This is a genomic window from Pseudomonas sp. GM24 (genome assembly GCF_000282235.1).
GTDB lineage: Bacteria > Pseudomonadota > Gammaproteobacteria > Pseudomonadales > Pseudomonadaceae > Aquipseudomonas.
The window spans coordinates 1-26465 of the sequence record NZ_AKJR01000033.1 but is presented as its reverse complement, the minus strand read 5'-3'; the positions used below and the strand labels follow the sequence as shown (position 1 = coordinate 26465).

General features: G+C 60.3%; 19 protein-coding genes. 14 read left to right on the top strand and 5 right to left on the bottom strand.

The annotated features are described in order from the left end of the window. Positions 1-118 precede the first annotated feature (118 nt). From PMI23_RS05545 to PMI23_RS05490, 12 genes are all read left to right on the top strand, one after another. Entirely contained in the window at positions 119-1435 is a 1317-nt protein-coding gene (locus PMI23_RS05545) for a nucleotide sugar dehydrogenase (RefSeq protein ID WP_007914305.1), read from the top strand. An 87-nt stretch (positions 1436-1522) separates the two neighbouring features. Then, positions 1523-3004: a mannuronan synthase gene (gene alg8 / locus PMI23_RS05540; RefSeq protein ID WP_007914304.1), complete on the top strand. Its 1482-nt coding sequence runs from the start codon at positions 1523-1525 to the stop codon at positions 3002-3004. A gap of 35 nt (positions 3005-3039) precedes the next feature. Beyond that, positions 3040-4209, top strand: a complete 1170-nt coding sequence (locus tag PMI23_RS05535) for an alginate biosynthesis protein Alg44 (RefSeq protein ID WP_007914303.1) — start codon at positions 3040-3042, stop codon at positions 4207-4209. A gap of 9 nt (positions 4210-4218) precedes the next feature. After that, positions 4219-5730 carry an alginate biosynthesis TPR repeat lipoprotein AlgK gene (algK, locus tag PMI23_RS05530; protein ID WP_443200707.1) on the top strand — a complete coding sequence of 504 codons (1512 nt, stop codon included), beginning with the start codon at positions 4219-4221 and terminating at the stop codon, positions 5728-5730. Then, on the top strand, positions 5727-7208 hold the full coding sequence (locus tag PMI23_RS05525; protein ID WP_007914301.1) for an alginate export family protein: 1482 nt from the start codon (positions 5727-5729) through the stop codon (positions 7206-7208). The genes algK and PMI23_RS05525 overlap by 4 nt, the downstream gene beginning before the upstream one ends. Positions 7209-7234: 26 nt before the next feature. Then, the gene (algG, locus tag PMI23_RS05520) at positions 7235-8806 is read left to right on the top strand and encodes a mannuronan 5-epimerase AlgG (protein WP_007914299.1); all 1572 of its coding nucleotides are present in this window, start codon (positions 7235-7237) and stop codon (positions 8804-8806) included. Positions 8807-8816: 10 nt separating this feature from the next. Further along, entirely contained in the window at positions 8817-10277 is a 1461-nt protein-coding gene (locus PMI23_RS05515; RefSeq protein ID WP_007914298.1) for an alginate O-acetyltransferase, read from the top strand. An 8-nt stretch (positions 10278-10285) separates the two neighbouring features. Beyond that, entirely contained in the window at positions 10286-11410 is a 1125-nt protein-coding gene (locus tag PMI23_RS05510; protein WP_007914297.1) for a mannuronate-specific alginate lyase, read from the top strand. A gap of 435 nt (positions 11411-11845) precedes the next feature. Next, positions 11846-13411 (top strand): MBOAT family O-acyltransferase, encoded by a 1566-nt coding sequence (locus PMI23_RS05505; RefSeq protein ID WP_007914295.1) that lies wholly within the window; start codon positions 11846-11848, stop codon positions 13409-13411. 10 nt (positions 13412-13421) lie between these two features. Further along, positions 13422-14597, top strand: coding sequence for an alginate O-acetyltransferase (locus PMI23_RS05500; RefSeq protein WP_007914293.1), 1176 nt, complete (start codon positions 13422-13424; stop codon positions 14595-14597). 14 nt (positions 14598-14611) lie between these two features. Continuing rightward, positions 14612-15268: an alginate O-acetyltransferase AlgF gene (locus tag PMI23_RS05495; RefSeq protein ID WP_007914291.1), complete on the top strand. Its 657-nt coding sequence runs from the start codon at positions 14612-14614 to the stop codon at positions 15266-15268. Between the two features lie 210 nt (positions 15269-15478). Continuing rightward, positions 15479-16930, top strand: coding sequence for a mannose-1-phosphate guanylyltransferase/mannose-6-phosphate isomerase (locus tag PMI23_RS05490; protein ID WP_007914094.1), 1452 nt, complete (start codon positions 15479-15481; stop codon positions 16928-16930). Positions 16931-17006: 76 nt separating this feature from the next. On the opposite strand, the gene PMI23_RS05485 is transcribed toward PMI23_RS05490, so the two are convergent. Beyond that, on the bottom strand, positions 17007-19838 hold the full coding sequence (locus PMI23_RS05485) for an RHS repeat domain-containing protein (protein WP_238539518.1): 2832 nt from the start codon (positions 19836-19838) through the stop codon (positions 17007-17009). Positions 19839-20020: 182 nt separating this feature from the next. Between PMI23_RS05485 and PMI23_RS05480 the strand changes: the two genes are divergently transcribed. Both PMI23_RS05480 and PMI23_RS05475 read left to right on the top strand, forming a co-directional pair. Continuing rightward, the gene (locus PMI23_RS05480; RefSeq protein ID WP_007914096.1) at positions 20021-20485 is read left to right on the top strand and encodes a hypothetical protein; all 465 of its coding nucleotides are present in this window, start codon (positions 20021-20023) and stop codon (positions 20483-20485) included. Between the two features lie 37 nt (positions 20486-20522). Continuing rightward, on the top strand, positions 20523-21347 hold the full coding sequence (locus PMI23_RS05475; RefSeq protein WP_007914097.1) for an SDR family oxidoreductase: 825 nt from the start codon (positions 20523-20525) through the stop codon (positions 21345-21347). Positions 21348-21455: 108 nt separating this feature from the next. On the opposite strand, the gene PMI23_RS05470 is transcribed toward PMI23_RS05475, so the two are convergent. The 4 genes from PMI23_RS05470 to PMI23_RS05455 all read right to left on the bottom strand — a co-directional run bounded on the left by PMI23_RS05470 (position 21456) and on the right by PMI23_RS05455 (position 26355). Further along, positions 21456-22322, bottom strand: coding sequence for an efflux RND transporter periplasmic adaptor subunit (locus tag PMI23_RS05470; protein WP_007914099.1), 867 nt, complete (start codon positions 22320-22322; stop codon positions 21456-21458). Positions 22323-22332: 10 nt separating this feature from the next. Further along, positions 22333-22533, bottom strand: a complete 201-nt coding sequence (locus PMI23_RS05465) for a DUF1656 domain-containing protein (protein ID WP_007914106.1) — start codon at positions 22531-22533, stop codon at positions 22333-22335. Continuing rightward, a complete protein-coding gene (locus tag PMI23_RS05460; protein WP_007914109.1) occupies positions 22523-24715 on the bottom strand; it encodes an FUSC family protein in 2193 nt (730 codons plus the stop codon). The genes PMI23_RS05465 and PMI23_RS05460 overlap by 11 nt, the downstream gene beginning before the upstream one ends. 140 nt (positions 24716-24855) lie before the next feature. Next, positions 24856-26355, bottom strand: coding sequence for an efflux transporter outer membrane subunit (locus PMI23_RS05455; RefSeq protein ID WP_007914116.1), 1500 nt, complete (start codon positions 26353-26355; stop codon positions 24856-24858). Positions 26356-26465 lie beyond the last annotated feature (110 nt).

The following is a 26465-nucleotide window of genomic DNA, read 5'->3' as shown; positions in this document are numbered from 1 at the left end:
TAGTATGCCTGCACACGGCATTGTGGCGCCTGTATGCCGCACTTTCGAGTGCACTAATGAACGCTGAACACCATTAACTCCGGCCCTCTAAGGCCTGATATATACAGAGGTAATTGCGATGCGCATCAGCATATTTGGTTTGGGTTACGTTGGCGCAGTATGTGCCGGTTGCCTGTCTGCACGGGGCCATGACGTAGTTGGCGTCGATGTTGCCAAAGACAAGATCGACATGATCAACGCCGGCAAATCGCCGATTGTTGAACCGGGCCTGGGCGAACTTCTGCAACAGGGTATCCAGACCGGTCGTCTGCGTGGCACGACCAACTTCGCCGAGGCGATTCGCGACACCGACCTGTCGATGATCTGCGTCGGTACGCCGAGCAAGAAGAACGGCGACCTCGAACTGAACTACATCGAAGCGGTATGCCGCGAGATCGGTTTTGTCCTGCGTGAAAAAACCACTCGCCACACCATCGTCGTGCGCAGCACCGTACTGCCGGGCACTGTTGCCAACGTGGTGATCCCGATTCTCGAAGACTGCTCGGGCAAGAAAGCCGGCGTCGACTTCGGCGTTGCGGTCAACCCTGAGTTCCTGCGTGAATCCACCGCGATCGCCGACTACGACCTGCCACCGATGACCGTCATCGGCGAGTTCGACAAGGCCTCGGGCGACGTTCTGCAATCGCTGTACGAAGAACTCGACGCACCGATCATCCGCAAGGACATCGCCGTCGCCGAGATGATCAAGTACACCTGCAACGTCTGGCACGCAACCAAAGTGACCTTCGCCAACGAGATCGGCAACATCGCCAAAGCGGTCGGCGTCGATGGCCGTGAAGTGATGGAAGTGGTCTGCCAGGACAAGACCCTCAACCTGTCCCAGTACTACATGCGCCCAGGCTTCGCCTTCGGCGGTTCGTGCCTGCCAAAAGACGTGCGCGCCCTGACCTACCGCGCCGGCTCGCTGGACGTCGAAGCGCCGCTGCTCAACTCGCTGATGCGCAGCAACGAATCGCAAGTGCAGAACGCCTTCGACATCGTTGAAAGCCACGACAAACGCAAAGTCGCCCTGCTCGGCCTGAGCTTCAAGGCCGGCACCGACGATCTGCGCGAAAGCCCGCTGGTGGAATTGGCCGAGATGCTGATCGGCAAGGGTTATGACCTGAGCATCTACGACAGCAACGTCGAGTACGCCCGAGTTCACGGCGCGAACAAGGACTACATCGAGTCGAAGATCCCGCACGTTTCGTCCCTGCTCAACGCGGACTTCGATTCGGTGATCGACAACTCCGACGTGATCATCCTTGGTAACCGCGACGAGAAGTTCCGCCCGTTGGCCCAGCAAGCGCCGCACGGCAAGCAGGTCATCGACCTGGTCGGCTTCATGGCCAAAGCCACCGACGCCGGTACGCGCACCGAGGGTATCTGCTGGTAATGCAGACCTAAGCGACAAGCTTCGAGCTGCGGGACTTGCAGCTCGGAGCTTGCAGCTTGAAGCCTCCCTTACCTTCGGATGACGCTGATGAGCAAGCTCAAACATTTTTTTCTGCAATCAGCCGGCTGGCTTTTTTATCTCAGTCTGCTGATGGGCCTGGCCTTGATGCTGCCCACGTCCACATTCGACTCCGAGTCGAAGGACTTCATTTTCCTGATTGGCGCCGTGGGTATCTGGCGCTACTCGATGGGTGCAACGCACTTTGTGCGCGGCATGATTTTTCTCTACATCGTTTACCCGCACCTGCGCCGCAAAGTGCGCAAGCTGGGTAAGGCGGCGGACCCGTCGCATGTGTTCCTGATGGTCACCAGTTTCCGGATCGACGCGCTCACCACTGCGCAGGTCTACAGCTCGGTGATCCGCGAAGCCATCGACTGCGAACTGCCGACCACCGTGGTCTGCTCGATCGTCGAAATGTCCGATGAGCTGCTGGTCAAGGCGCTGTGGGCACGGATGAATCCGCCCGACCGCGTCAAGCTCGACTTCGTGCGCATTCCCGGCACCGGCAAACGTGATGGCCTGGCCTATGGTTTCCGCGCGATCTCCCGTCACCTGCCGGACGACCGCGCCGTGGTGGCCGTGATCGATGGCGACACCGTGCTCGGCGAAGGCACCGTGCGCAAGACCGTGCCGTGGTTCCAGCTGTTCGGCAACGTCGGCGGCCTGACCACCAACGAGTTCTGCGAAGTGCGCGGCGGCTACATCATGAGCGAATGGCACAAGCTGCGTTTCGCCCAGCGCCACATCAACATGTGCTCGATGGCCCTGTCCAAACGCGTACTGACCATGACCGGTCGTATGTCGGTGTTCCGCGCCACTGTGGTGACCAACCCGGAATTCATCGCCGACGTTGAAAGCGACTCGCTGCAACACTGGCGTCTGGGTCGTTTCAAGTTTTTGACCGGCGACGACAAGTCGAGCTGGTTCAGCCTGATGCGCCTCGGCTACGACACTTTCTACGTGCCTGACGCGGCGATCAACACCGTTGAACACCCGCCGGAAAAGAGCTTCATCAAGGCCAGCCGCAAACTGATGTTCCGCTGGTACGGCAACAACCTGCGGCAGAACTCGCGAGCGCTGGGCCTGGGTGTGAAACGTCTCGGCGCGTTCACCTCGGTGGTGCTGTTCGACCAACGCGTGTCGATGTGGACCTCCTTGCTCGGCCTGACCGTGGCGCTCATCGCCAGCTTCAAATACGGCACCGCGTTCATCCTCGTTTACCTGCTGTGGATCGGCATCACCCGCCTGATCCTGACGTTGCTGTTGTCGTGTTCCGGTCACCGCATCGGCCCGGCTTACCCAGCGATTCTGTATTACAACCAGATCGTCGGTGCGCTGGTGAAGATCTACGTGTTCTTCCGCCTCGACCAACAATCCTGGACTCGCCAACCGACATCCCTGACCCGTGATCTCGCCAGCTTTCAACGTTGGTTCAACACCTGGTCGTCTCGGACCATGACCTTCTCCGCCGGCAGCATTTTTGTCGCCGTGCTGCTGATGATGGTCTGACCCGCCCCTATTGAATTAACAAGGAAATCGCCCCTATGAATACCGCCGTCAACGCCAACGTAGTGCATGAATCCGAAGCCCAGCGCCAACACGCCCGCGTGAAAATCCCGGCCAAACTGCGCTTCTTCGGTCCCGACCGGACACCGGTCGAAGCGCGGGTCATCGACCTGTCTGCCGGTGGTCTGGCATTCAACGCCGGGCAGCTGCCGCTGACCATTGGCCAGGTGTACAAGGCGCGTCTGCAATTCGTCATCGACAACCTCGGCATCGCCATGGACGTTGAACTGCAAGTACGTTCCTTCGATCGCCAGACCGGCCGCGCCGGCTGCCAGTTCCAGAATCTGGAGCCGCAGGACATTTCCACCCTGCGCCACTTGATCACTTCGCACCTGGCCGGCGACATCGTCAGCATCGGTGAAGTGCTGGCGACCCTGCAGCGCGACAACTTCACCAAGGCGCGCAAGGTCAAGGACGGCGGCTCCGGCATGACCCCGTTCGGTCGCCTGAAAGCGGTGACATTCAGCGCCGGTATCTTCGCGGTCGGTCTGGTCGCGGCGGGTTTCATTTTCAAATCGGTGTACGGCATGTACTTCGTCAGCCACGCGCAGGCCGGTCTGGTCAGCGTGCCGGGGATGAACATCACCATGCCGCGTGACGGCACCGTGCAGAGCCTGGTCAAGTCCGACGGCGTCGCGGCCAAAGGCGCGCCACTGGCGACCTTCAGCACCAGCATGCTCGATGTGCTCAAGGGCCATCTGGAAGAAGATCAACTGTCGCCGGCCAAGGTTGAAGAACTGTTCGGCAAGCAAATGACCGGCACCCTGACTTCGCCATGCGATTGCACCGTGGCCCAGCAACTGGTCGCCGACGGTCAATACGCGAGCAAGGGCGATGTGATCTTCCAACTGGTGCCGCGCAATACCCAGGCCACCGTCGATGCACGCTTCTCCTATCGCCAGTTCGGCGACGTGCGTCCAGGCACCCCGGTGAGCTTCCAGATTGCCGGCGAAGACAAGACCCGCACCGGCAAGATCGTCAGCAGCACCAGCTTGAAAAGCGCCGACCTGTCTTCCGATATCCGCGTACAGATCCAGCCTGACGAGCCGCTCGACAGCAGCCTCGCCGGCCGCCCGGTGGAAGTGAACAGCGACCGTGGCCCGAACCTGAACTGGCTGATCGACAAAGCCATGGCTGCCGGTCTTTAAGTCGAGGACATGCCTGTGACTACTCCACCCATCCTGAAAACACCGCGATCCCTGTGGGAGCTGGCTTGCCAGCGATTGGATCAGCTCGGTACAGCTGGAACACCGCGTTGCCTGCATCGCCAGCAGGCTGGCTCCCACATGGGACTAGTGGTGTGCTCGCTGGCTTTGGCAGTCTCTCTGGCCGGTTGCGCCGGCCTGCCCGATCAGCGTCTGGCCAACGAAGCGCTCAAGCGTGGCGACACCGCCACCGCCGCGCAGAACTACCAGCAACTGGCTGATCTGGGTTACAGCGAAGCGCAAGTCGGCCTCGCCGATATCCAGGTCGACAGCCGCGACCCTGAGCAAATGAAACAGGCCGAAGCGACTTACCGCGCCGCTGCCAGTGTTTCGCCGCGTGCTCAGGCGCGTCTTGGTCGCTTGCTGGTGGCCAAACCGGGTTCCACTGAAGCCGAGCACCACGAAGCCGAAAGCCTGCTGAAAAAAGCCGCTGCCAATGGCGAAGGCAACACGTTGATCCCGCTGGCGATGCTCTATCTGCAATACCCGCACAGCTTCCCTAACATCAACGCGCAGCAGCAGATCGATCAGTGGCGCAAATCCGGTTATCCGGAAGCGGGTCTGGCGCAGGTGCTGCTGTATCGCACCCAAGGCACCTACGACCAGCACCTGGATGACGTGGAAAAAATCTGCAAAGCCGCGCTCAACACCACCGACATCTGCTACGTCGAACTGGCCACGGTCTATCAGAAACGTGCCCAGCCAGAACAGCAAGCCGAGTTGATCAAGCAGCTGCAGGCCGGTTACAGCCGTGGCACCGTCACCGCCCAGCGCGTCGATTCCGTGGCCCGTGTATTGGCCGATTCGACCCTCGGCAAGCCCGACGAGAAAACCGCGCAGGCGCTGCTTGAGCCGATCGCTCCAGGCTACCCGGCGTCGTGGGTGACCCTCGCGCAATTGCTTTACGACTACCCGGAACTGGGTGACGTCGATCAGATGATGAAGTACCTCGACAACGGCCGTGCCGCCGACCAACCGCGCGCCGAACTGTTGCTGGGCAAGCTCTACTACGAAGGCAAGCTGGTCCCGGCCGACGCCAAAGTCGCCGAAGAACATTTCCAGAAAGCCGTTGGCCGCGAAGTCGCCGCCGACTACTACCTCGGCCAGATCTATCGCCGTGGCTACCTCGGCAAGGTCTACCCACAGAAGGCTCTCGACCACCTGCTGACGGCTGCGCGTAACGGCCAGAACAGCGCCGACTTCGCCATCGCCCAACTGTTCTCCCAAGGTAAGGGCACCAAGCCCGACCCGCTCAACGCCTACGTGTTCAGCCAATTGGCCAAGGCGCAAAACACTCCGCAAGCCGATGAGCTGGCGACCACCCTCGCCGCGCAACTGCCGCCCGAGCGTCTGGCCGAAGCCCAACGTCTGCTGCAACAAGAGCAAGCCAGCCGTGGCGCTCTGAACCCGAACACGCTGCAACTGCACGCCCTGCAAGAAGAAGACGGCGAGGAAAAATTATGAAGTTGAATCCATTCGTGAAGGCCGGTATTGGCCTTTCGTTCGCGCTGATCTGGTCTTGCCCGACACTGGCCGCGATGACTGAAACCAAGAACTTCGGCCTCGAAGTGAAAGTCACCGGCCAGTCCGAAGACGACCGTGACCTCGGCACCGCCGGTGGCGGCGACGTCAACGGCGTCGGCCTCGACCTGCGTCCATGGATCTACGGCGAAAGCGGCGCGTGGAGCGCCTACGCCATGGGCCAGGCCGTGACCTCGACCGACATCATCGAAACCGACACCCTGCAACAATCCGACGGTGAACAAGCCACCGACAACAGTGATCGCAAAACCAAGAAAAACTACCTGGCGATGCGCGAGTTCTGGGTCGGTTACAGCGGCCTCACCCCGTACCCGGGCGAGATGCTCAAGTTCGGTCGTCAACGTTTGCGCAATGACGACGGCCAATGGCGCGACACCAACATCGAAGCGCTGAACTGGACCTTCGATACCACCCTGTTGCGCGCCAACGCCGGTGTCGCCGAACGCTTCAGCGAATACCGTACCGACCTCAAAGAGCTGGCGCCGAAAGACAAGGATCGCCTGCACGCCTACGCCGATGCGGCTTATCAGTGGACGCCGGGCAACTGGGTCGGCATTCGCGGTCACCACACCCACGATGACGGCAAACTCGATTACGCCGAGCCGGGTGTTCCACGCGACTCGCTGGACAAGACCGAGAACGGCGACATCAGCTGGATCGGCCTGACCGCCGACAGCGACGCCTACAACTGGCGCAACACCAACACCGTCAACTACTGGGGCAGCATCACCGGCATGAGCGGCGACCGCGACACCGTCAACGCCCTCAACGCCGATGGTTCGCGCCCGGCACAAGCCAAGCGCAGCGAAGACGTCAACGGCTGGGCCACCGACATCGGTGTGCGCTTGCGCCTTGATCCGCAATGGCAAGTCGGCGGTGCCTACGCCCGCGCCAGCGCCGATTACGAGCAGACCGGTCTGGAGAGCAACCGCTCCAACTACACCGGTACGCGCTCGCGGGTTCACCGTTTCGGTGAAGCCTTCCGTGGCGAAATGAACAACATGCAGACCGCGACCCTGTTCGGTTCGTGGATGGTCAACGACGAGTACGACGCCAGCCTGATCTACCACAAGTTCTGGCGCGTCGACGGCAACAAGCCAGTGGGCAGCAACGGCATCAACGCGGTGGAAAACAACACCGACGACGCCACCGGCGCGATCCTCTCCAGTACTTCGCTGCCGCTTGAAGACGGCAACAAGGATCTCGGTCAGGAGATGGATCTGGTCGTCACCAAGTACTTCAAGCAAGGCCTGTTGCCGGCGGCGCTGAGCCAGTCGATCGACGAGCCTTCGGCCCTCGTGCGTTTCCGTGGCGGTGTGTTCAAACCGGGCGATGCCTACGGCAAGCAGGTTGATTCGTACATGCACCGCGCGTTCATCGACGTGATCTGGCGCTTCTGATGCAAACCGCCAAGGGAGTGCCCGACATGATCAGCACCAGGACAGGCTCACTCAGCCTGCTGGCCGGCGCGATGCTGCTGGCCAGCGCCAGCGCCTTCGCGACTGTGGAGCCGGTTAAGCCGGTGACCACCGCCAAAGAGCTGCAACAAGCCAAGACCTACACCGTCAGCAGCGCGCCGACCGAAGCGCTGAACCTGGCCGCGCCGAAACTGCCGGACATTTCCGGCTACACCGCCGAAGCCGCCGCCGCGAAAATCGTCCGCAGCAAAGCAGGCAAAGTCAGCGTGCGCCGGATGATGCAGGAAGACGCCCTTAAGGACTTTATCGGCGGCGACAACAAGATGGCCGAATGGGTGGTGCGTCAGCACGGTATCCCGCAGGCGATCTTCGTCGACGACGGCTACATGAACCTCAAGGATCTGGCGCAGAAACTGCCCAAGCAGTATTTCAGCGAGACCGCGCCGGGCGTGTACCTGTCGAAGCTGCCGATCGTGGTTGGCCGTAAAGGTATCCTCGAAATCGACGGTCAGACCCAGGAACTGCGCCTGTCGCAAGAAGCCGGTGCGTTCATGGTCAACGACGGTCAGTTGTTCGTGCGTGACACCAAAGTCACTGGCTGGCGCGAAAAGGACAACGGCCCGGCAACCTTCCGTTCGCCGAAGGAATTCCGACCGTTCCTGCTCGCCTGGGGCGGCACCGAGACCTACATCGTCAACAGCAAGATGGCCAGTTTCGGTTACGCCAACAGTAAGTCGTACGGCGTGAGTATTTCCCAGTACACGCCGAACATGGCCAAGGTCCTCAAGCGTCCTGAACCGACTGGCTGGATCGTCGGCTCCGAGTTCTCCGACATGTGGTACGGCTTCTACTGCTACGAGACCCGCGACTTCGTGGTCAAGGGCAACACCTACAAAGACAACATCGTTTACGGCATCGACCCGCACGACCGTTCCCACGGTCTGATCATCGCGGAGAACACCGTCCACGGTACGAAGAAGAAGCACGGGATCATTATTTCCCGTGAGGTCAACGACAGCTTCATCTTCAACAACAAGAGCTTCGATAACCACCTCTCCGGCCTGGTGATCGACCGTAACAGCGTCAACAACATCATTGCCTACAACGAGATTTACAAGAACCACACCGACGGCATCACCCTCTACGAGTCCGCCGACAACCTGCTGTGGGGCAACAAGGTCATCAGCAACAAGCGCCACGGCATCCGCATTCGTAACAGCGTGAATATCCGCCTCTACGAAAACGTCGCCATGGCCAACGGTTTGACCGGCGTCTACGGCCACATCAAGGACCTCACCGACACCGACCGTGACATCAAGCTCGACCCGTTCGATGCCCAGGTGTCGCTGATCGTCGTTGGCGGTGAACTGGCGGCCAATGGCAGCGGCCCGCTGTCGATCGATTCGCCCTTGAGCGTCGAGCTTTATCGCGTGTCGATGCTGGCGCCGACCAAATCCAGCGGCATCAGCTTCAACGGCATCCTCGGCGAGCGCCAGGATGAAATTCTCGACCTGCTGGTGCGCCAGCAGAAAGCCGTGCTGATCGACCCTGTCGAACGCCAGACCGAAATGCAGGACTGAGGATAATTTTATGCACCCACACTTGATCAGATTACTCAGCCTGTCGGCCCTGACCGTGGGCATTCTCGCGGCCAGCAACGGCGCCCGCGCCGATGAAGGCGCCGCCGCCACGCCACCGAAGTTCAGCGCCGAACCGTGCTGCAACCTGTGCCCGGCAGCCCATGACGCGAAGAATTACACCACGCGTTATCAGCAGAACTTCACCACCCTGGTGCAAGCGCAAGGCGACTGGCTGTTCCGGACGCAGGAAGATCTGCGCACCGAGTTCAACACCACCCCGGCCGGCTACAAACGCCTGCAACAGCTGCACGACGCGTTCAAGGCCAAAGGCGTCGAGTTGGTGATCGTTTACCAGCCGACCCGTGGTCTGGTGAACCGCAACAAACTCAATCCGCAGGAAAAAGCCGCGTTCGATTACGAGAAAGCGCTGGGCAACTACAAGACCATGCTCGGCCGTTTCGCCAAGATGGGTTACGTGGTGCCGGACCTGTCGCCGCTGACCAACGAATCGCTGCCGGACACCCTGCCCGCCCACGATTTCTACTTCCGCGGCGACCAGCACTGGACGCCATACGGTGCTCAGCGCACAGCGAAAATCGTCGCCGAAAAGGTCAAGCAGATTCCGGCCTTCGCCGACATTCCCAAGCGTGAATTCGAAACCAAACGCTCCGGGCGCATGGGCAAGACCGGCACCCTGCACAACATGGCCGGGCAACTGTGTGGCACCAGTTACGCGATCCAGTACATGGATCAATTCACCACCGAGCCTAAGGGCGAGGCCGGTGACGGCGACCTGTTCGGTGATTCCGGCAATCCACAAATCACCCTCGTCGGCACTTCGCACAGCGGCAAGAACTACAACTTCGCCGGCTTCCTCGAAGAAGCCATCGGCGCCGATATTCTCAACGTCGCCTTCCCCGGCGGTGGCCTGGAAGGTTCGATGTTGCAGTACCTCGGCAGCGACGAATTCCAGAAGACCCCGCCGAAAATTCTCATCTGGGAATTCTCGCCGCTGTACCGCCTCGACCAGGAAACCATCTATCGCCAGATGATGTCGCTGCTCGACAACGGCTGCGAAGGCAAAGACGCGCAAATGTCCGCGAGCACCACGCTCAAGCCGGGCAGCAAACAAGAACTGCTGGTCAACAGCAAGAACCTGAACCTGCAGAACAGCAGCCATCAGGTCGACATCCGCTTCGCCGACCCTTCGGTGAAAACCCTGCAAGCCACCCTCTGGTACATGAACGGTCGCCACGAGGACATCAAGATCGAGAAACCGGAAACCTCCGACACCGACGGTCGTTTCGCCTTTGAGCTGCGCACGGACGAAGACTGGGCCTCGCAAAACCTGCTGGCAGTCGAAGTCCAGGGCCCGGAAGCGGGCACCGCGCCGCAGAAAGTCGAAGCGAAAATCTGCAAACGCAACGTATTCCCGGGCGCTGGGCAACAAACCGCTCAGGTCGGGCAATGAGGTCTGCTATGCGAAACTCGAAACTGAAAACTCTTTTAGCGCCGACGCTGCTCGGGCTGGCGATCTTCGCCGGCACCGCGCAGGCCGCCGCACCACTGCGTCCACCTCAGGGCTATTTCGCGCCTGTGGATAAATTCAAGACCGGTGACAAAAGCGAAGGCTGCGATGCGATGCCGACGCCCTACACTGGGCCGCTGCAATTTCGCAGCAAATACGAAGGTTCGAACAAGGCCCGCGCGACACTGAACGTGCAGTCGGAAAAAGCCTTTCGCGACACCACCAAAGACATCACCACGCTGGAACGCGGCACCGCCAAACGGGTGATGCAGTTCATGCGCGACGGGCGTCCGGAGCAGCTCGAATGCACGCTGAACTGGCTGACCGCGTGGGCCAAGGCCGATGCGTTGATGTCGAAAGACTTCAACCACACCGGCAAGTCGATGCGCAAATGGGCGCTGGGCAGCATGGCCTCTTCGTACATTCGCCTGAAGTTCTCCGACTCGCATCCGCTGGCCCAGCATCAACAGGAAGCGCAGTTGATTGAGGCGTGGTTCAGCAAAATGGCTGATCAGGTGGTCAGCGATTGGGACAACCTGCCGCTGGAAAAAACCAACAACCATTCCTACTGGGCTGCATGGTCGGTGATGGCTACCTCGGTCGCGACCAACCGCCGCGACCTGTTTGACTGGGCGGTGAAGGAATACAAGGTTGGCGTCAATCAAGTCGATGCCGACGGCTTCCTGCCCAACGAACTCAAGCGCCAGCAACGCGCCCTCGCCTATCACAACTACGCCCTGCCGCCGCTGGCGATGATCGCCAGTTTTGCTCAGGTCAATGGTGTTGATTTGCGTCAGGAAAACAACGGCGCGCTGAAGCGTCTGGGTGATCGGGTGTTGTCTGGGGTGAAAGACCCGGATGAATTCGAGAAGAAGAACGGTAAAGAGCAGGACATGACCGACTTGAAAGAGGACATGAAATTCGCCTGGCTCGAACCGTTCTGCACGCTCTACACCTGTGCGCCGGATGTCATCGAGAAGAAGCATGGCATGCAACCGTTCAAGACTTTCCGCCTCGGCGGCGACCTGACCAAGGTCTACGACCCGTCGCATGAAAAGGGCAACAAAGGCTCATAAAGCAAAAGCCCCTCACCCTAACCCTCTCCCAAAGGGAGAGGGAACTGACCGAGGTGGCTGCGCGAGTTACGCCGAAATGAAATACCGAGTCGATCTCAGGTGTTGAAAAACAACCGAGATCAGGCGGCACAGAAATACCGAGCCGATCTCAGGTGTTGAAAAACAATCGAGATCAGGCGGCACAGAAATACCGAGCCGATCTCAGGTGTTGAAAAACAATCGAGATCAGGCTGCAAAGAAATATCGAGTCGATCTCCTTTTCTGAAAACCATGGAGATCAGGCTCCCTCTCCCTCCGGGAGAGGGCGGGGGGTGAGGGCAAGTTTTCAAGGCCCTGCACAACCCTGACAGAAACACCGTTTCACCCCTCCACTACCACGGGGGGTTTGGGGGGGCTTTGGCCCTTGACTGTTGGTTCAAACATGGAGAGATCGGGATGGTATTTTCATCCAACGTGTTCCTGTTTCTGTTCTTGCCGATCTTTCTCGGCTTGTACTACTTGAGCGGGCAACGCTATCGCAACCTGCTGCTGCTGATCGCCAGCTACGTGTTCTACGCCTGGTGGCGTGTGGACTTCCTCGCGCTGTTCGCCGCCGTCACGCTGTGGAACTACTGGATCGGCCTCAAAGTCGGTGCCGCCGGCGTCAGAACCAAACCGGCGCAGCGCTGGCTGCTGCTCGGCGTAGCAGTCGACCTGTGCATCCTCGGCTACTTCAAGTACGCCAACTTCGGCGTCGACAGCATCAATGCGATGATGACTTCGGTCGGTCTTGAGCCGTTCATCCTCACCCACGTGCTGCTGCCGATCGGTATCTCGTTCTACATCTTCGAGTCGATCAGCTACATCATCGACGTGTATCGCGGCGATACCCCGGCCACGCGCAACCTGATCGACTTCGCAGCGTTCGTGGCGATCTTCCCGCACCTGATTGCCGGCCCGGTCCTGCGTTTCCGCGACCTCGCCGACCAGTTCAACAACCGCACGCACACCCTCGATAAATTCTCCGAGGGCTGCACGCGGTTCATGCAGGGTTTCATCAAGAAGGTCTTCATCGCTGACACCCTCGCGGTGGTCGCCGACCATTGTTTCGCCCTGCAAAACCCGACCACGGGTGATGCCTGGCTCGGCGCGCTGGCGTACACCGCACAGCTGTATTTCGACTTTTCCGGTTACAGCGACATGGCCATCGGTCTGGGCTTGATGATGGGTTTCCGCTTCATGGAAAACTTCAAACAGCCATACATCAGCCAGTCGATCACCGAGTTCTGGCGCCGCTGGCACATCAGCCTGTCGACCTGGCTGCGTGACTATCTGTACATCACTCTCGGCGGTAACCGTAAAGGCACGCTGATGACTTACCGCAACCTGTTCCTGACCATGCTCCTCGGTGGCCTGTGGCACGGCGCGAACATCACTTACATCGTCTGGGGCGCCTGGCACGGCATGTGGCTGGCGATTGAAAAAGCGCTGGGCCTGAACACCTCGCCGCGCAGCCTCAACCCGATCCGCTGGGCGCTGACCTTCCTGCTCGTGGTCATGGGCTGGGTGATCTTCCGCGCCGAGAACCTGCACGTCGCCGGTCGTATGTACGGCGCGATGTTCAGCTTCGGTGAATGGTCGTTGTCGGAACTTAATCAGGCCAGCCTCACCGGTCTGCAAGTGGCGACTTTGGTTGTTGCGTACGTGACGCTGGCGTTCTTCGGTCTGCGCGATCTGTACACCAATCAGCCGCCAGCCAAGAGCAAACCGGAAGTCAACGTCGAGGCCAACGGCCCTGCCACCGCGACGCCGGGAATGATCAAAGCCGCACCCGGCGAAAACCCGGCAAGCATCCACGAGCCTGGCTACACCGTCGGCGTCGAAGCCCAGGTACAACCGGCCTACTGGAGCGCGGACTGGTCGCGTTACGTGATGCGCGGCCTGATCCTGCTGCTGTTCATCGCCTCGATTCTCAAACTTTCGGCGCAAAGCTTCTCGCCGTTCCTTTACTTCCAGTTCTGAGGGATCTGACATGACCCGCTCATTACGCATCTTCTACATCGCCCTGTTCCTGGTGACCCTGTTGGTCTTGGGTCTGTGGTCGGTACGCAGCTTCTTCGGCTTCAGCACCAACGCCGATGCGACGGTGCTTAACGGCCGCTGGACCAAGGCTGTGGAAACCCATTACGACGAAGAATTCCCGATCAAGCGTCTGGGCACCAACCTCTGGGCCGCGCTGGATTTCAAACTGTTCAACGAAGGTCGTCCGGGCGTGGTGCTCGGTCGCGATCAGTGGTTGTACAGCGATGAGGAATTCAACCCGATCGTCAACGAAGAGCTGAACCTGCAAGGCAACTACGCGCTGGTCGAAGGCGTGCGCCAGACCCTGAAAGAGAAAGGCGTGAAACTGGTGATGGCGATCGTGCCGGCCAAGGTTCGTCTGTACCCGGAGCACCTGGGTGAAGTGAAGCCGGCGAGCATTCACGAAAACCTCTATGAGGATTTCCACCACCGCGTCGCGGCGGACAAGATCCTCGCCCCTGACCTGCTCAAGCCACTGCAACAGGCCAAGCAGAATGGTCAGCAAGTGTTCCTGCGCACCGACACGCACTGGACGCCGGAAGGCGCCGAGATTGCCGCGAACACCCTGGCAAAAACCATCGCTGACAAGTTCCCGCTCAGCGGCGAGCCGCAGCGCTTTGTTACCACGCCAGCGGAGAAGGTCACGCACAAGGGCGATCTGCGCTTGTTCCTGCCGCTCGATCCGCTGTTTGAAAACCTGATGCCGGCGCAAGAGCCGCTGCAAAAGCGCAACACCGTCGCGGCCGGCGATCAGCCTGCCGGTGACGACGCGCTGTTCGCCAGCAATGAAGTGCCGGTGGCACTGGTCGGCACCAGCTATAGCGCCAACCCTAACTGGAACTTCGTCGGAGCACTGAAACAAGCGCTGCACAGCGACGTGGTGAGCTACGCCGAAGACGGCCACGGCCCGATCCTGCCGATGCTCAGCTACCTGAAAAGCGATGACTTCAAGAACAGCCCGCCGCAGGTGCTGATCTGGGAGTTTCCTGAACGTTATCTGCCTGTGAACAACGAAATCGGTGACGCCGACCCGCAGTGGGTCGCAGAGCTTAAACAAGCCGGCGCGCGCCAACAAAACGTAGCAATCAACACTAAATCCGAGACGCCCGATCGGGCGCAAAACTGAAAGAGAGGTACACCATGACTTTCACTACTACTCCTCGTCGTCTCGCTAAAAGCTTCGCACTGGTTGCTGGCCTCAGCGTGCTTTCCGTCCCAGCCTTTGCCGGTGGCGACGCCGCCCTGTACGGCCCGACCGCACCGAAAGGTTCGACCTTTGTGCGTGTCTACAACGCCAGCAACGCTGAAGTCAGCGCGACTGTCGGCAGCACCAACCTGAGCGACGTTGCACCACTGGCCAGCAGCGACTTCAGCTTCATGCCGGGCGGTGATTACAGCGCCAAGGTCGGCAGCCAGACCCTGCCGGTGAAACTCGCTGGTGACCACTACTACACCCTGGTCAACAACGCTTCCGGCGCGCCGCAACTGATCGAAGAGCCGCCGTTCAAGAACAAGCAGAAATCCCTGGTGCGCGTACAGAACCTCAGCGACAAGCCGCTGACCCTGAAGACCGCCGACGGCAAGACCGACGTGGTGCCGAACGTGGCCGCCAAGGGCCGTGGCGAACGTGAAATCAACCCGGTGAAAGTCAGCCTGGCGCTGTACGAAGGTGACAAGAAAGTCGGCGACGTGAAACCGGTCGCCCTTGAGCGCGGCGAAGCTGCGGTGCTGTACGTCACCGGCAGCGGCAGCAGCCTGTCGCCAGTCTGGGTGAAACGCCCGGTATCGACTCGCTAACGAATTTTCCGAACTGACCCGGCTCCCTGTGGGAGCTGGCTTGCCAGCGATGCAGACACCTCTGTTCTGCAGATACACCGAGGTGATGCCATCGCTGGCAAGCCAGGCTCCCACAGGGACCGAGGTGAGAGTTCGGACACGAGACAAAAACAAGAGTGAAACGACACAGCGTTCGTGCCTCTAACCAATCGATTTTATGGAGTAAACAATATGATTCCGGTGATCTTGTCAGGTGGTAGCGGTTCGCGTCTCTGGCCGCTTTCGCGTAAGCAGTTCCCTAAACAGTTCCTCGCCCTGACCGGCGAACACACTCTATTCCAGCAGACCCTCGAGCGTCTGGTGTTCGAAGGCATGGACACCCCGATCGTGGTCTGCAACAAGGATCACCGCTTCATCGTCAACGAGCAGTTGGCCAACCGTAAGCTGGAATGCCAGCGCATCCTCATGGAACCGTTCGGCCGCAACACCGCGCCGGCCGTGGCGCTGACCGCGATGATGCTGGTCAATGAAGGTCGTGACGAGTTGATGCTGGTGCTGCCGGCCGACCACGTGCTGGAAGATCAGAAAGCCCTGCAACGCGCCCTCGCCCTCGCCACCGTTGCTGCCGAAAACGGCGAAATGGTCCTGTTCGGCGTGCCGGCAACCAAACCGGAAACCGGTTACGGCTACATCAAATCCACCGGCGACTCGCTGCTGCCCGAAGGCGTCAGCCGCGTTTCGCATTTCGTTGAAAAACCTGACGTCAAACGTGCCACCGAGTACGTCGAGTCCGGCGGTTACTACTGGAACAGCGGCATGTTCCTGTTCCGCGCCAGCCGCTTCCTCGAAGAACTGAAAAAACACGATCCGGACATCTACGACACCTGCCTGCTGACCCTCGAGCGCAGCCAGCAGGACGCCGACACCATCACCTTCGACGAAGCCACCTTCGCCTGCTGCCCGGACAACTCCATTGACTACTCCGTCATGGAAAAAACCCAGCGCGCCTGCGTGGTGCCGCTGACCGCAGGCTGGAGCGATGTTGGTTGCTGGTCTTCGCTGTGGGAAGTCAACGAGAAGGACGCCAACGGCAACGTCACCAAAGGCGATGTGGTGATTCAGGACAGCAAGAACTGCATGATCCACGGCAACGGCAAACTGGTGTCGGTGATCGGTCTGGAAAACATTGTCGTGGTCGAAACCAAAGACGCCATGATGATCGCCCACAAAGACAAGGTTCAGGGCGTCAAGCAGATGGTCAACACGCTCAACGAGCAGGGCCGCAGCGAAACCCAGAACCACTGCGAAGTCTATCGTCCGTGGGGCTCGTACGACTCGGTGGACATGGGCGGGCGTTTCCAGGTCAAGCACATCTCGGTGAAACCGGGCGCGTGCCTGTCGCTGCAGATGCACCATCACCGCGCCGAGCACTGGATCGTGGTCAGCGGCACCGCCGAAGTGACCTGCGACGAAAACGTGTTCCTGCTCTGCGAAAACCAGTCGACCTACATCCCGATCGCCTCGGTGCATCGTCTGCGCAACCCGGGCAAGATCCCGCTGGAAATCATCGAAGTACAATCGGGTTCGTACTTGGGTGAAGACGATATCGAACGCTTCGAAGATATCTACGGCCGCTCCACCCCGATCGAACGCGGCGTGTCGGTGAAAACCATCGCGCAGTAACTGATCGATAAAACAAGAAGCCCCCGTCCAGCCCGCTGCGTCCCCTATCCGCAGCGGGTTGGGCGGGGGCTTTTTTTCAGCCGAGCGAATGTTGTCGGATCAGTTTTGGCCGGGAACTTCCTCCCAGCGATTGCTGCCTCCCGGCGTATGGCGTCGGTGCAATAAATCCAATGAAGTCCTGAGTCCGTTCCAGCGTTTGAACAGTGTTCGATGTTTGCATTGAAAGCCCTGCAACCGTTTCGAAAAGCTCAGGATCTGAACTGCCGGCAGTCGCCAACTCGTTCAAGATGGCTGACATCCTGAACGTTGCCATGTCGATGTCTACCGGAATATGTTCGTAAGCTTCACTTAACGCCTCGGCATTCAAACCTCGCGAAGCATGGGCGAACTCCCGTACCGTCTGGACCAGACCCGGTGCCTCCGGTCCCAGTTTGTCGGCGATTATCTCGATTACTTTGTCCTCCGCCTTGGTGCCAGCCATTTTCACCAGACGTGATCGACCGTCGGCAGTGCGCGGATCATGGGCGGCCAACTCCAGTTTTACCTTGGCGAGACTGGGTTTCGTTTTTGGCGCCACGCTTTCAACGAACGCCTTCGGATTCATCTCGCTGCCCTTGAAGTTGATAGGACGGTTCAACTGAAAGGTGTCCACGACCTTTTCGATGACGACGTTCGCCAGCGCGGTGCCGGCCTTCTCACCCACCTGCCCCCCGAGTGCACCCACTACCGGCCCCAATGTTCCCCCCAACGCTGTGCCTGCCGCGCCCCCCAAAGCCTTAGCTCCAGTTCTGACCAGACTGCTGCTCAGTTGCGTCGTCACCCGCCTGACCAGCGCCTGAAAGCGGTGCCGCGCCTGCGTGTGATTGAGTAACGAATTTCTGACATCCGCAGCAGCCGAAGTCATCGAATCCAGCAATGCCTTCTGCTCTTGTGCACTGTCAGCCAACTCTGACGTATCGGTCTTTTTACCGCCGTCGCTGTCGGCATGCCGCATCGGTGAGTTACCGACCATCTGGTACAGATTCGGCCCGTCGATAAAACCTTTCGGGTCAGGGTTGAGCCAGCGCTGCAACCACGGCATGTAATAACGAAAACCATAGTAGTACAGACCCGTGGCATCACGCTCCTTGCCCGAATAACGCACGGTTTTGTAACTGATGTCGCTTTCCTCACTCCACGCGGTCGCCCCGAATGGATAGAAATGCTCGCGGCTGATCAGTTGCGCATCTGCCGCCAGTTCCAGACTGATCGATCCCAGATGATCATTGAAACTGTAGCGATACTGATCGTTAACGCCTGCTGGCGGCGGACTCTCCCAGTGCAGAACACGAACACTGTTCAGGGCGGTCTGCACCGTGATGACTTGCAGCACCTCGCCGGTGCCGGCATCGGTGCGCAATTCCAGTTCAGGGAGGTAGCGTACCTGCGTAACGACAGCACGAACCCTGGTCTGCAGCGACCGAATCTTGCGTACACGCTGACCAGCGCCGTCGTAGAGATAGACTTCGTGATCATCCGCAGCGCAATCGCGTTGCACCGCCACGAACGCATCCAGTTGATTGCGCAGATTCCACTGCAACTGCCGGCCTTGATCCAGCAGCAGCAAGTTACCGCGAGCGTCGAACGCTGCGGCGATCTCTGCCTCGTCGGGGGGCACGCCATTGCACCAGGGCAGGCAGCGATTGCTGTAGCGGGCAGCCTGCAGATCATGACCTGGACTCTGTGCACCGACGTGGGTCAGCTTGAGCAGATTGCCGCCAGCGTCATAACCATAGGTTTGCAAATAGTTGGCGATCGCTGTCGGGCCGCCATCGCCCGGCCCTGCCTCCCATCCGCGGGCCTCACACAATTGGTAGAGGCTGTCGTAGGTGAAGCGGCTGATCGGTTCGATGCGCTGGTTGGCGAAGTAGCGCACGGGCAGCGCCCGGTCTTCGATGCTCAGCACATTGCCTGTCCGGTCGTATTGGTACAGCAGATTCTGCAAGACCACACCCTGACCGGTTTCGGCGTGACGCGTCATCAGACGTCCATCCTCTTCACGGTAGGTCAGCGTTGTCAGCACGCCATTGCCTGCCAGTTCCTGCGTGACCAGCCCTTCTGCGTTGTAGTGAATATCGCTGACCACCGCCCGCCACTCAGTCTGATGGCTCAACTGCAGACGGCGGGCGCGCAAGCCTCCATCGAGGGTCAACTCACTGACATGCCGGTTACCCTTCGCATCGATCTGCTCGAGCACCGCCCCGAGGGGCCCGAAACGCCAATGGGTCATTGCGCCCTCACCGGGCTCGAGCAAACGCTGGCGCTCATCGATTGGCTCAGGCCAATCCGGGGAGACGGGTTCAAGGGTGAAATGCCGGGTACTTTCAACGTTCTCCCCGGTGATCGCGAAGACCTCGAACAGCACGCTTCCCGCCGGGTCTTCGTGACGAATCAGTTGGCCAAGCTGATTACGCGCCTGATCGGCATCACCCGGCTGACCATATCCAAAACGCTCGGCGCAACGGCGTGGTTGCAGCTCACCAGCTTCGAACACTGCCGTCGGCCGCAGTAACAGGTCATGCTCAATGTCCCGGCGGGTGCCTCGGCTGTCCCAATCCGTCAATGTCTCTGAGCCCAGACCGAACAGACTGAGCTGCACCCCGGCGTCGACGCTGTTCGAGCGCAGAATCTGCCCGTTCAACAAGTAAACGGTGCTTAGGTTGGCCGGCGCTAGCGGATCATCGCTTTGTAGCGCCCACAATCGCGGGTCCCACTGCGTCACCGCGCGACCCGCCGCATCGTGGGCCGTGCGATGGATGCGCGGTTCAAGTGCTTGATTAACGTCGCAACGCCAGTAATCGACCCTGCGAACGGCCAGCCCGCGTGGGTCGTTCACTGCCAGCACCGGTGTTTTGCTGAACATGTCCATGTAGCTCACCCCGCTCGATAACTGCGTCCTCTGCGCCTGCAATGATCTGAGCAGACGCTTGGCGATGCGCCTACTGTCAGAAATTACAGTTCCGACCAACGGTTAAATCCCGTGCGCAACAAATGTCCATTGCGCTGAGCCTTCGGTAGGATGGTGCGCACAAACTCACGGAGCGTTCCCACATGTTCATCGGCATCTTGCTGGTCATCACCTGGCTGATCCTCCTGCTGCGCTATCCGGCCAAGGCCTTGCCGGTTTCCGTGGCGGCGGCGATTGGCCTGGGTTTCGTGGCCATGTGGGTGGTGTGGCTGGACAACCGCGAGATCAAGCAACTGGCGCGCCTTGAGATGCGTATCGCCTACGCTCCCGAACAATGCCCGGCGGATCGTCCGCTGCAACTGAAAATGAAAAACGCCAACGACGTGCCCCTGACCGAACTGCGCTGGCGCATCGCTGCCTATGCGCCGGGTGACACGGTGAATCTGGCCGACAACCAATACACTGCCCCGCGCTATCGCGGTCCCGGCGAATTGCAGGCCGGCGGCGACTGGGAAGACTGCCTGCCGATGCCGCCGCTGCGTCCCGGTTATCGCCCGCAAACCCTGGAGTTTCGCGCCGAGCGCTTGCAGGGTAGTTTCTCCGATTGATCCTCCCTTCCCCACTTTTTTGCACAAGGAATGCGCCATGCCCGTTGCGTTGATTACCGGTTGTTCCAGCGGCATCGGCCGCGCCCTCGCCGATGCGTTCAAAGCTGCCGGCTTCGAAGTCTGGGCCAGTGCGCGCAAGGCTGAAGATGTGGCGTTGCTGGCGTCTGCCGGGTTCACCGCCGTGCAACTCGATGTCAATGACAGCGCGGCGCTGGAGCAACTTGGCGAGCGGATCAACCAGCAACACGGCGGCCTTGATGTGCTGATCAACAACGCGGGGTACGGCGCCATGGGGCCGCTGCTCGATGGCGGTGTGGCGGCCATGCAGCGCCAGTTCGAAACCAATGTGTTTTCGATTGTTGGCGTTACGCGCGCACTGTTCCCGGTGCTGCGCCGGGCCAAAGGATTGGTGGTGAATATCGGCAGTGTTTCAGGGGTTTTGGTCACGCCGTTTGCCGGTGCTTACTGCGCCTCGAAAGCGGCGGTGCATGCCTTGAGCGATGCACTGCGCATGGAACTGGCGCCGTTCGGCATTCGCGTGATGGAAGTGCAGCCGGGGGCGATTCAATCGAGTTTTGCCAAAAACGCCGGGCACGAGGCCGAGCAATTGATCAATGAACAATCACCGTGGTTTCCCCTGCGCGAAGGTATTCGCGCGCGGGCCAAGGCGTCGCAGGACAAGCCGACGCCGGCCAGTGAGTTTGCGGCTGAACTGTTGAAGGCTGTGCAGCAGAACAAACCGCCGCGCTTGATCCGCATCGGCAATGGCAGTCGCGCGTTGCCGTTGTTGGCGGCGTTGCTGCCAAAGGGGTTGCTGGAGTCGACGTTGATGAGGCGCTTCGGTTTGCGCGGCAAACTCTGAGACCGGGTCGACGCCATCGCGAGCAGGCTCACTCCTACAGGGGATCTTCGGTGTAACGCAGATCCAGTGTAGGAGTGAGCCTGCTCGCGATTCAGTCAACGCGGTCGGTCAGTTATCCACAGCATCCTGCCGCACCACCACCGTGCAAGTAATCCCCGCCGCCAACAGAACACCCTCCGGTACTTCATCAATGTGAATCCGCACCGGCACCCGCTGCGCCAACCGCACCCAGTTGAACGTCGGGTTCACATCGGCGATCAGTTCGCGGCTTTCCGGGTTGTCGCGGTCATAGATGCCGCGGGAAATGCTTTCCACGTGGCCCTTCAAGACTTCGCCGCTCATCAACTGCATGTCGGCCTTGTCACCGACTTTCACGTTGGGCAGTTTGGTCTCTTCGAAGAAGCCGTAAACCCAGAACGAGTTCATGTCGACCACGGCCATTTTCGCCTCGCCGATGCGCGCGTAGTCACCGCGATGCACGTTGAGGTTGGTCACGTAACCGTCGACCGCCGCGCGCACTTCGGTGCGTTTGAGGTTGAGTTCGGCAGCTTCCAGTTGCGCCTGCGCGTGTTGGTAATCGGCGAGCGCGGCATCGGCGATGTTGCTGGCGTCGTCACGGTTTTCCTTGGAGATCACCAGGTTGTCCAGATCGGCGCGGCGATGGGCGTTGACCTTGCGCATCTCCCACGTCGACTTGCGCGAGGCGACCAGCGACTGCGCCTGTTTCACCGCGATGCGGTAGTGCTCGGGGTCGATCTGCATGAGCAAATCACCCTTCTTCACCAGTTGGTTGTCACGCACCGGCACGTCGATCACCTCACCGGTAACGTCGGCGGCGACGTTGATGATATCGGCACGCACGCGACCGTCGCGGGTCCACGGCGTGTTCATGTAGTGCTCCCACAACGTGCGGCCGATCCACAACGCCAGGGCCAGCACCAGCAGGGTCGCGAGCAGGCTGAAAAACTTTTTCATCAGATCGTTCTCAACGGTAGACAGTCAGCGCCATGGCGCCGAACAGACAGGTAAACAGACTCAGACGCAGCAGCGCCGGGTGCCAGAAAAAGCGGTACAGGTCGAACCCGGACAGGAACCGGTCCACCGCCCAGGCCAGTGCCGCAGCGATAAAAAACATCAAGGTCATGGTCGGCATGTACACGCCGTGGAAGGCGATTTCACGAGGCATGGGCAAGTCCTTCGGGCTTGGCGATGGCGTAGGCAGCGAGCGGTGATTGCGGGTCGAGCAGCGAGGTACGGATGAAGTGCAGATAGCTCTTCACCCGCCGTAATGCCGAGGTATCGAAGTGCGGCGCGAACGGTTCATCGGTCGCCGCGACGCGGCTGATTGCGTGATCGACGGCGACCAGTGCGCGCTCGAGATTGCTGGAGTTCGGTTGCAGGAACAGTCGCACCAGCGCCCGGCCCATCACGCGGATAGCCTGGCGCCACGGCTGCGACTCGGCATAGGCCGGGTGCACCGGCAGGATCGCCTGTTCCTTGCGCAACTCGATGATCGCGTGGCCGACTTCCAGTACGACGAACATCCAGCGCAGCAAGTTCTTTTGCACCTTCGGCTGACCCGCCGCGAGGCCGTAAGCCTGATGCAACAGATCACGTGTGCGGCTCTCGAAACTCGAGGCCAGACCTTTCAGTTTGCCGCTGATCGCGTAGACCACTTGCCCGCGCAGATCCTGTTCCAGGCGCTTCCACAACCAGCGGCTGTTCGGCGGCAGAATAATTGCACCGGCAGCGGCGCAGACCAGCATGCCCATGACCATGGCGATGTAGTCGTTGATAAAGGTGTAAGGGTTGTAGATGGTCAGGTTGTCCGGCACCGAACCGGTGCTGAAGAAGATCAGCAAACCGAGGCCGACGCCGGCGTATTGCGGCCGCGAGGTGAGGAACGAGCCGAGCACGATCACCGGCGCGAGCATCACGCACAGCAGCGGGAAACCATCGATCCACGGGAAGATGAAAAACATCTCGACGAAGCCGATCAGGGCACCGAGGAAGGTTCCGCACGCCATCTGGAACGCCATGCGTTTCGGGTTCGGCGTAGCAGCCGAGAGGCCCACGGTGGCGGCAGCGATCAGCGTCATCGTCGCGCCGCTTGGCCAAGCGGTGGCGACCCAGTAACTGCCCAGCACGATGAGAATGAACGAGGCGCGAATGCCCGACGCAGCGGCGGCCCACCAGTTGGTTTGCGGGGTGAACGGCTCGTCCCAACGCTCACGTTCGTGGCGGTGATCGGCCAATGACGCGTGGGTCTGTGCATAACTGTGCAAATCATCGACGAAGCGATAGAGCAATTCGTACGCGGTGTGGAAATCCAGTTGTTCGGCTTCGCTCGGCTCGGTGTCCTGAAAGATCGCGCGCAGGCTGCGCACGCGGGCCGGCAGGCCTTCCTTATAGCTCGCCAATGCGGTCGCCAAACGGCCGGCATCGGGGCTGGTCAGGGCGCGACCACTGAAGCCGTCGAGCACTTCGGCGAGATCCTGCAGGCCCGGTTTGATCGCGGCGACAACGCGTTCTTCACCATTGCCGCGCAAGCGCTCGAGCAATTGATGCAGGGCGTTGAAGCGCGTAGTGATGCCCATGAATTCGCTGTTCAACCGACTTAGTCGACCGTTACGCCGACGCATGTGCGGGTCTTCGAACACGGTCACGCTGCGCAGCCCTTCCAGCCCCACGGCTTCAGCAATGAAGCGCACATTGCTCGCCTCGAAAGACTCGGCCTTGCTGCGCCCGCGCAAGCCATCGGTGACGAACAACGCGAACACACCGAAACGCTGATACAAGGCGTTGCGCATCGCCGCGCTGGCGGTTTGCGGCAGGATCGCGGCGCTGATCAGGGTCGAGCAGAGGATCCCCAGCGAGATTTCCAGCACCCGCCACACCGCCGCCATGAACGCTCCATCCGGGTGCGCCAGCGCCGGCAGCCCGACCATCGCTGCGGTGTAACCGGCGAGGACAAAACCGTAAGCGCGGAAGTTGCGGCAACGCGCAGCGCCGGCCGAGCAGATGCCGACCCAGATCGCCAGCGAGCCGAGAAACAGCTCGGTGTTTTGCGCGAATAACGCGATCAACGTGACCATCATCGCCGAGCCGGCGAGGGTGCCGAGAAAGCGATAGAAACTCTTGGCGAACACCTGGCCGCTCTGCGGCTGCATGACGATGAACACGGTGATCATCGCCGTGCGCGGTTGCGGTAATTCCAGACGCATGGCCAGCCACAGGGTGAGGAATGCGGCGAGCAACACCTTGAAGATGTAGACCCAGGTCACGCCATCGCTGCGCGCCCAGTCGAAGAAACCACGGCGCCATTCCAGGGAGTAGAGCCAGCGCAGTGGTGCGGGCAAGGGGGTCATTTAATTGTGCTCAAGAATTCAGGCAAGACGCGATCCCTGTAGGAGTGAGCCTGCTCGCGATGGCGATTTTACATCCAACATTTCTGTTGACTGATACACCGCTATCGCGAGCAGGCTCACTCCTACAATTTGATGTGTGTTCAATGCAGGAGAACCGGGGTTTTCGGCGCTTGGGTTTTCTCAGCAGTCGGCACGTCGTTGCCAGCCCCGAGGCCACCACCCAGCGCAGTCACCAACTCGGCATGCGCAGTCAACCGCGCCGCCTGCACCTGCTGCTGCACCTGCTGCTGTTTGAACAGCAACGTCTGCGCATTGAGCACGTTGAGGTAATCGGTGAGGCCGCGCTGATAAGCGATCATCGCGATGTCGTAAGTCTTCTGCGCCGTGGCAACCGATTCGGCGGCGAAGCCTTGCTGCTTGTCCATCGACTCGCGGCGGATCAACTGATCGGAAATATTCTTCAGCGCATTCACCAGCGTCTGGTTGTAGTGCGCCACGGCGATGTCGTAACCAGCGGAGGCTTCACCGAGTTCGGCACGCAGTCGGCCACCGTCGAAGATCGGCAAAGAGATCGCCGGGCCGACGTTGTAGTTGAGTTTCTTGCCGGTCAAAAACTCCAGCGCGCCACCGCCGGTCGCCATATAGCCGAGGCTGCCGACCAGATCGACGTTGGGGTAAAACCCGGCATGCGCCACATCAATTCCACGCGCCTGCGCCGCCACTTGCCAGCGACTGGCGACCACGTCCGGCCGCTGACCGAGCAATTCGGCGGGCAGAGCCGACGGTAGTTTCAACGCAGCAGCGAGCGACAGCGTCGGACGCTGCAACTGCGCGCCCGCGCCCGGACCTTTGCCGGCGAGCGCGGCAATCTGGTTGCGGCTCAGGGCGATTTCTTCGTCCAGCGCATCGATCTGGCGGTGGGTTTCCGGCAACGGCGTTTCAGCCTGGCTGACTTCGAAATGTGTGCCGATCCCACCATTCAGACGTTTTTGCGCCAGATCGAGAATCTGCTGTTGCTGCTTAAGCGTCGCCGCAACGATGTCGCGCTGGGCGTAATGCAGCGACAGTTCGATGTAGGCGCGGACGATGTTGTTCTGCAATTCAAGCTGCGCCAATCGCGCCTCGGCCGCGCTCATATGCGCCAGATCCACCGCACGTTCGCTGGCGTTGCTTTCACGGCCCCAAAGGTCGAGGGCGTAGCTGAAACCCAATGCGGCGTTGTTGTCCCAGGTGGTGGTGTTGGCCAACTCGCCGGGGCCGTAGAACTGATCGGTCGGCCAGTTGTGGCGTTTGAGGGTCGACTCGCCATTGATTTGCAATGACTCGGCGGATTCGGCGACACCGGCCAAGGCTTTGGCCTGACGCACCCGCGCAGCGGCCATGGCCATGCTCGGGCTGCCCTGCACGGCGAGGTCGATCCAGCGATTGAGTTGCGGGTCGCCGTAGGCTTGCCACCATTGCGCGGTGGGCCAGTTGGCGTCACGGGCGGCGTGAGCAATGGCATCGTCGGTGGCCAGCGAGTTGGCCTCCATTGCCATGCCTTGTGGAGCAATTCCGTCCGTTGAGATGCAGCCGCCAAGACCCAGGGTAAAAGCCAGAACACTGAGCGGCAAAAGCGCTCTGTTGATGCGACGCGGCACAGCTGCGAATTCCTGAGAAGGGGGTAGATCGAGGACCCATGTAGGAGCTGCCGCAGGCTGCGATCTTTTGATCTTGATTCCCTTAAAACAAAACCAAAAGATCGCAGCCT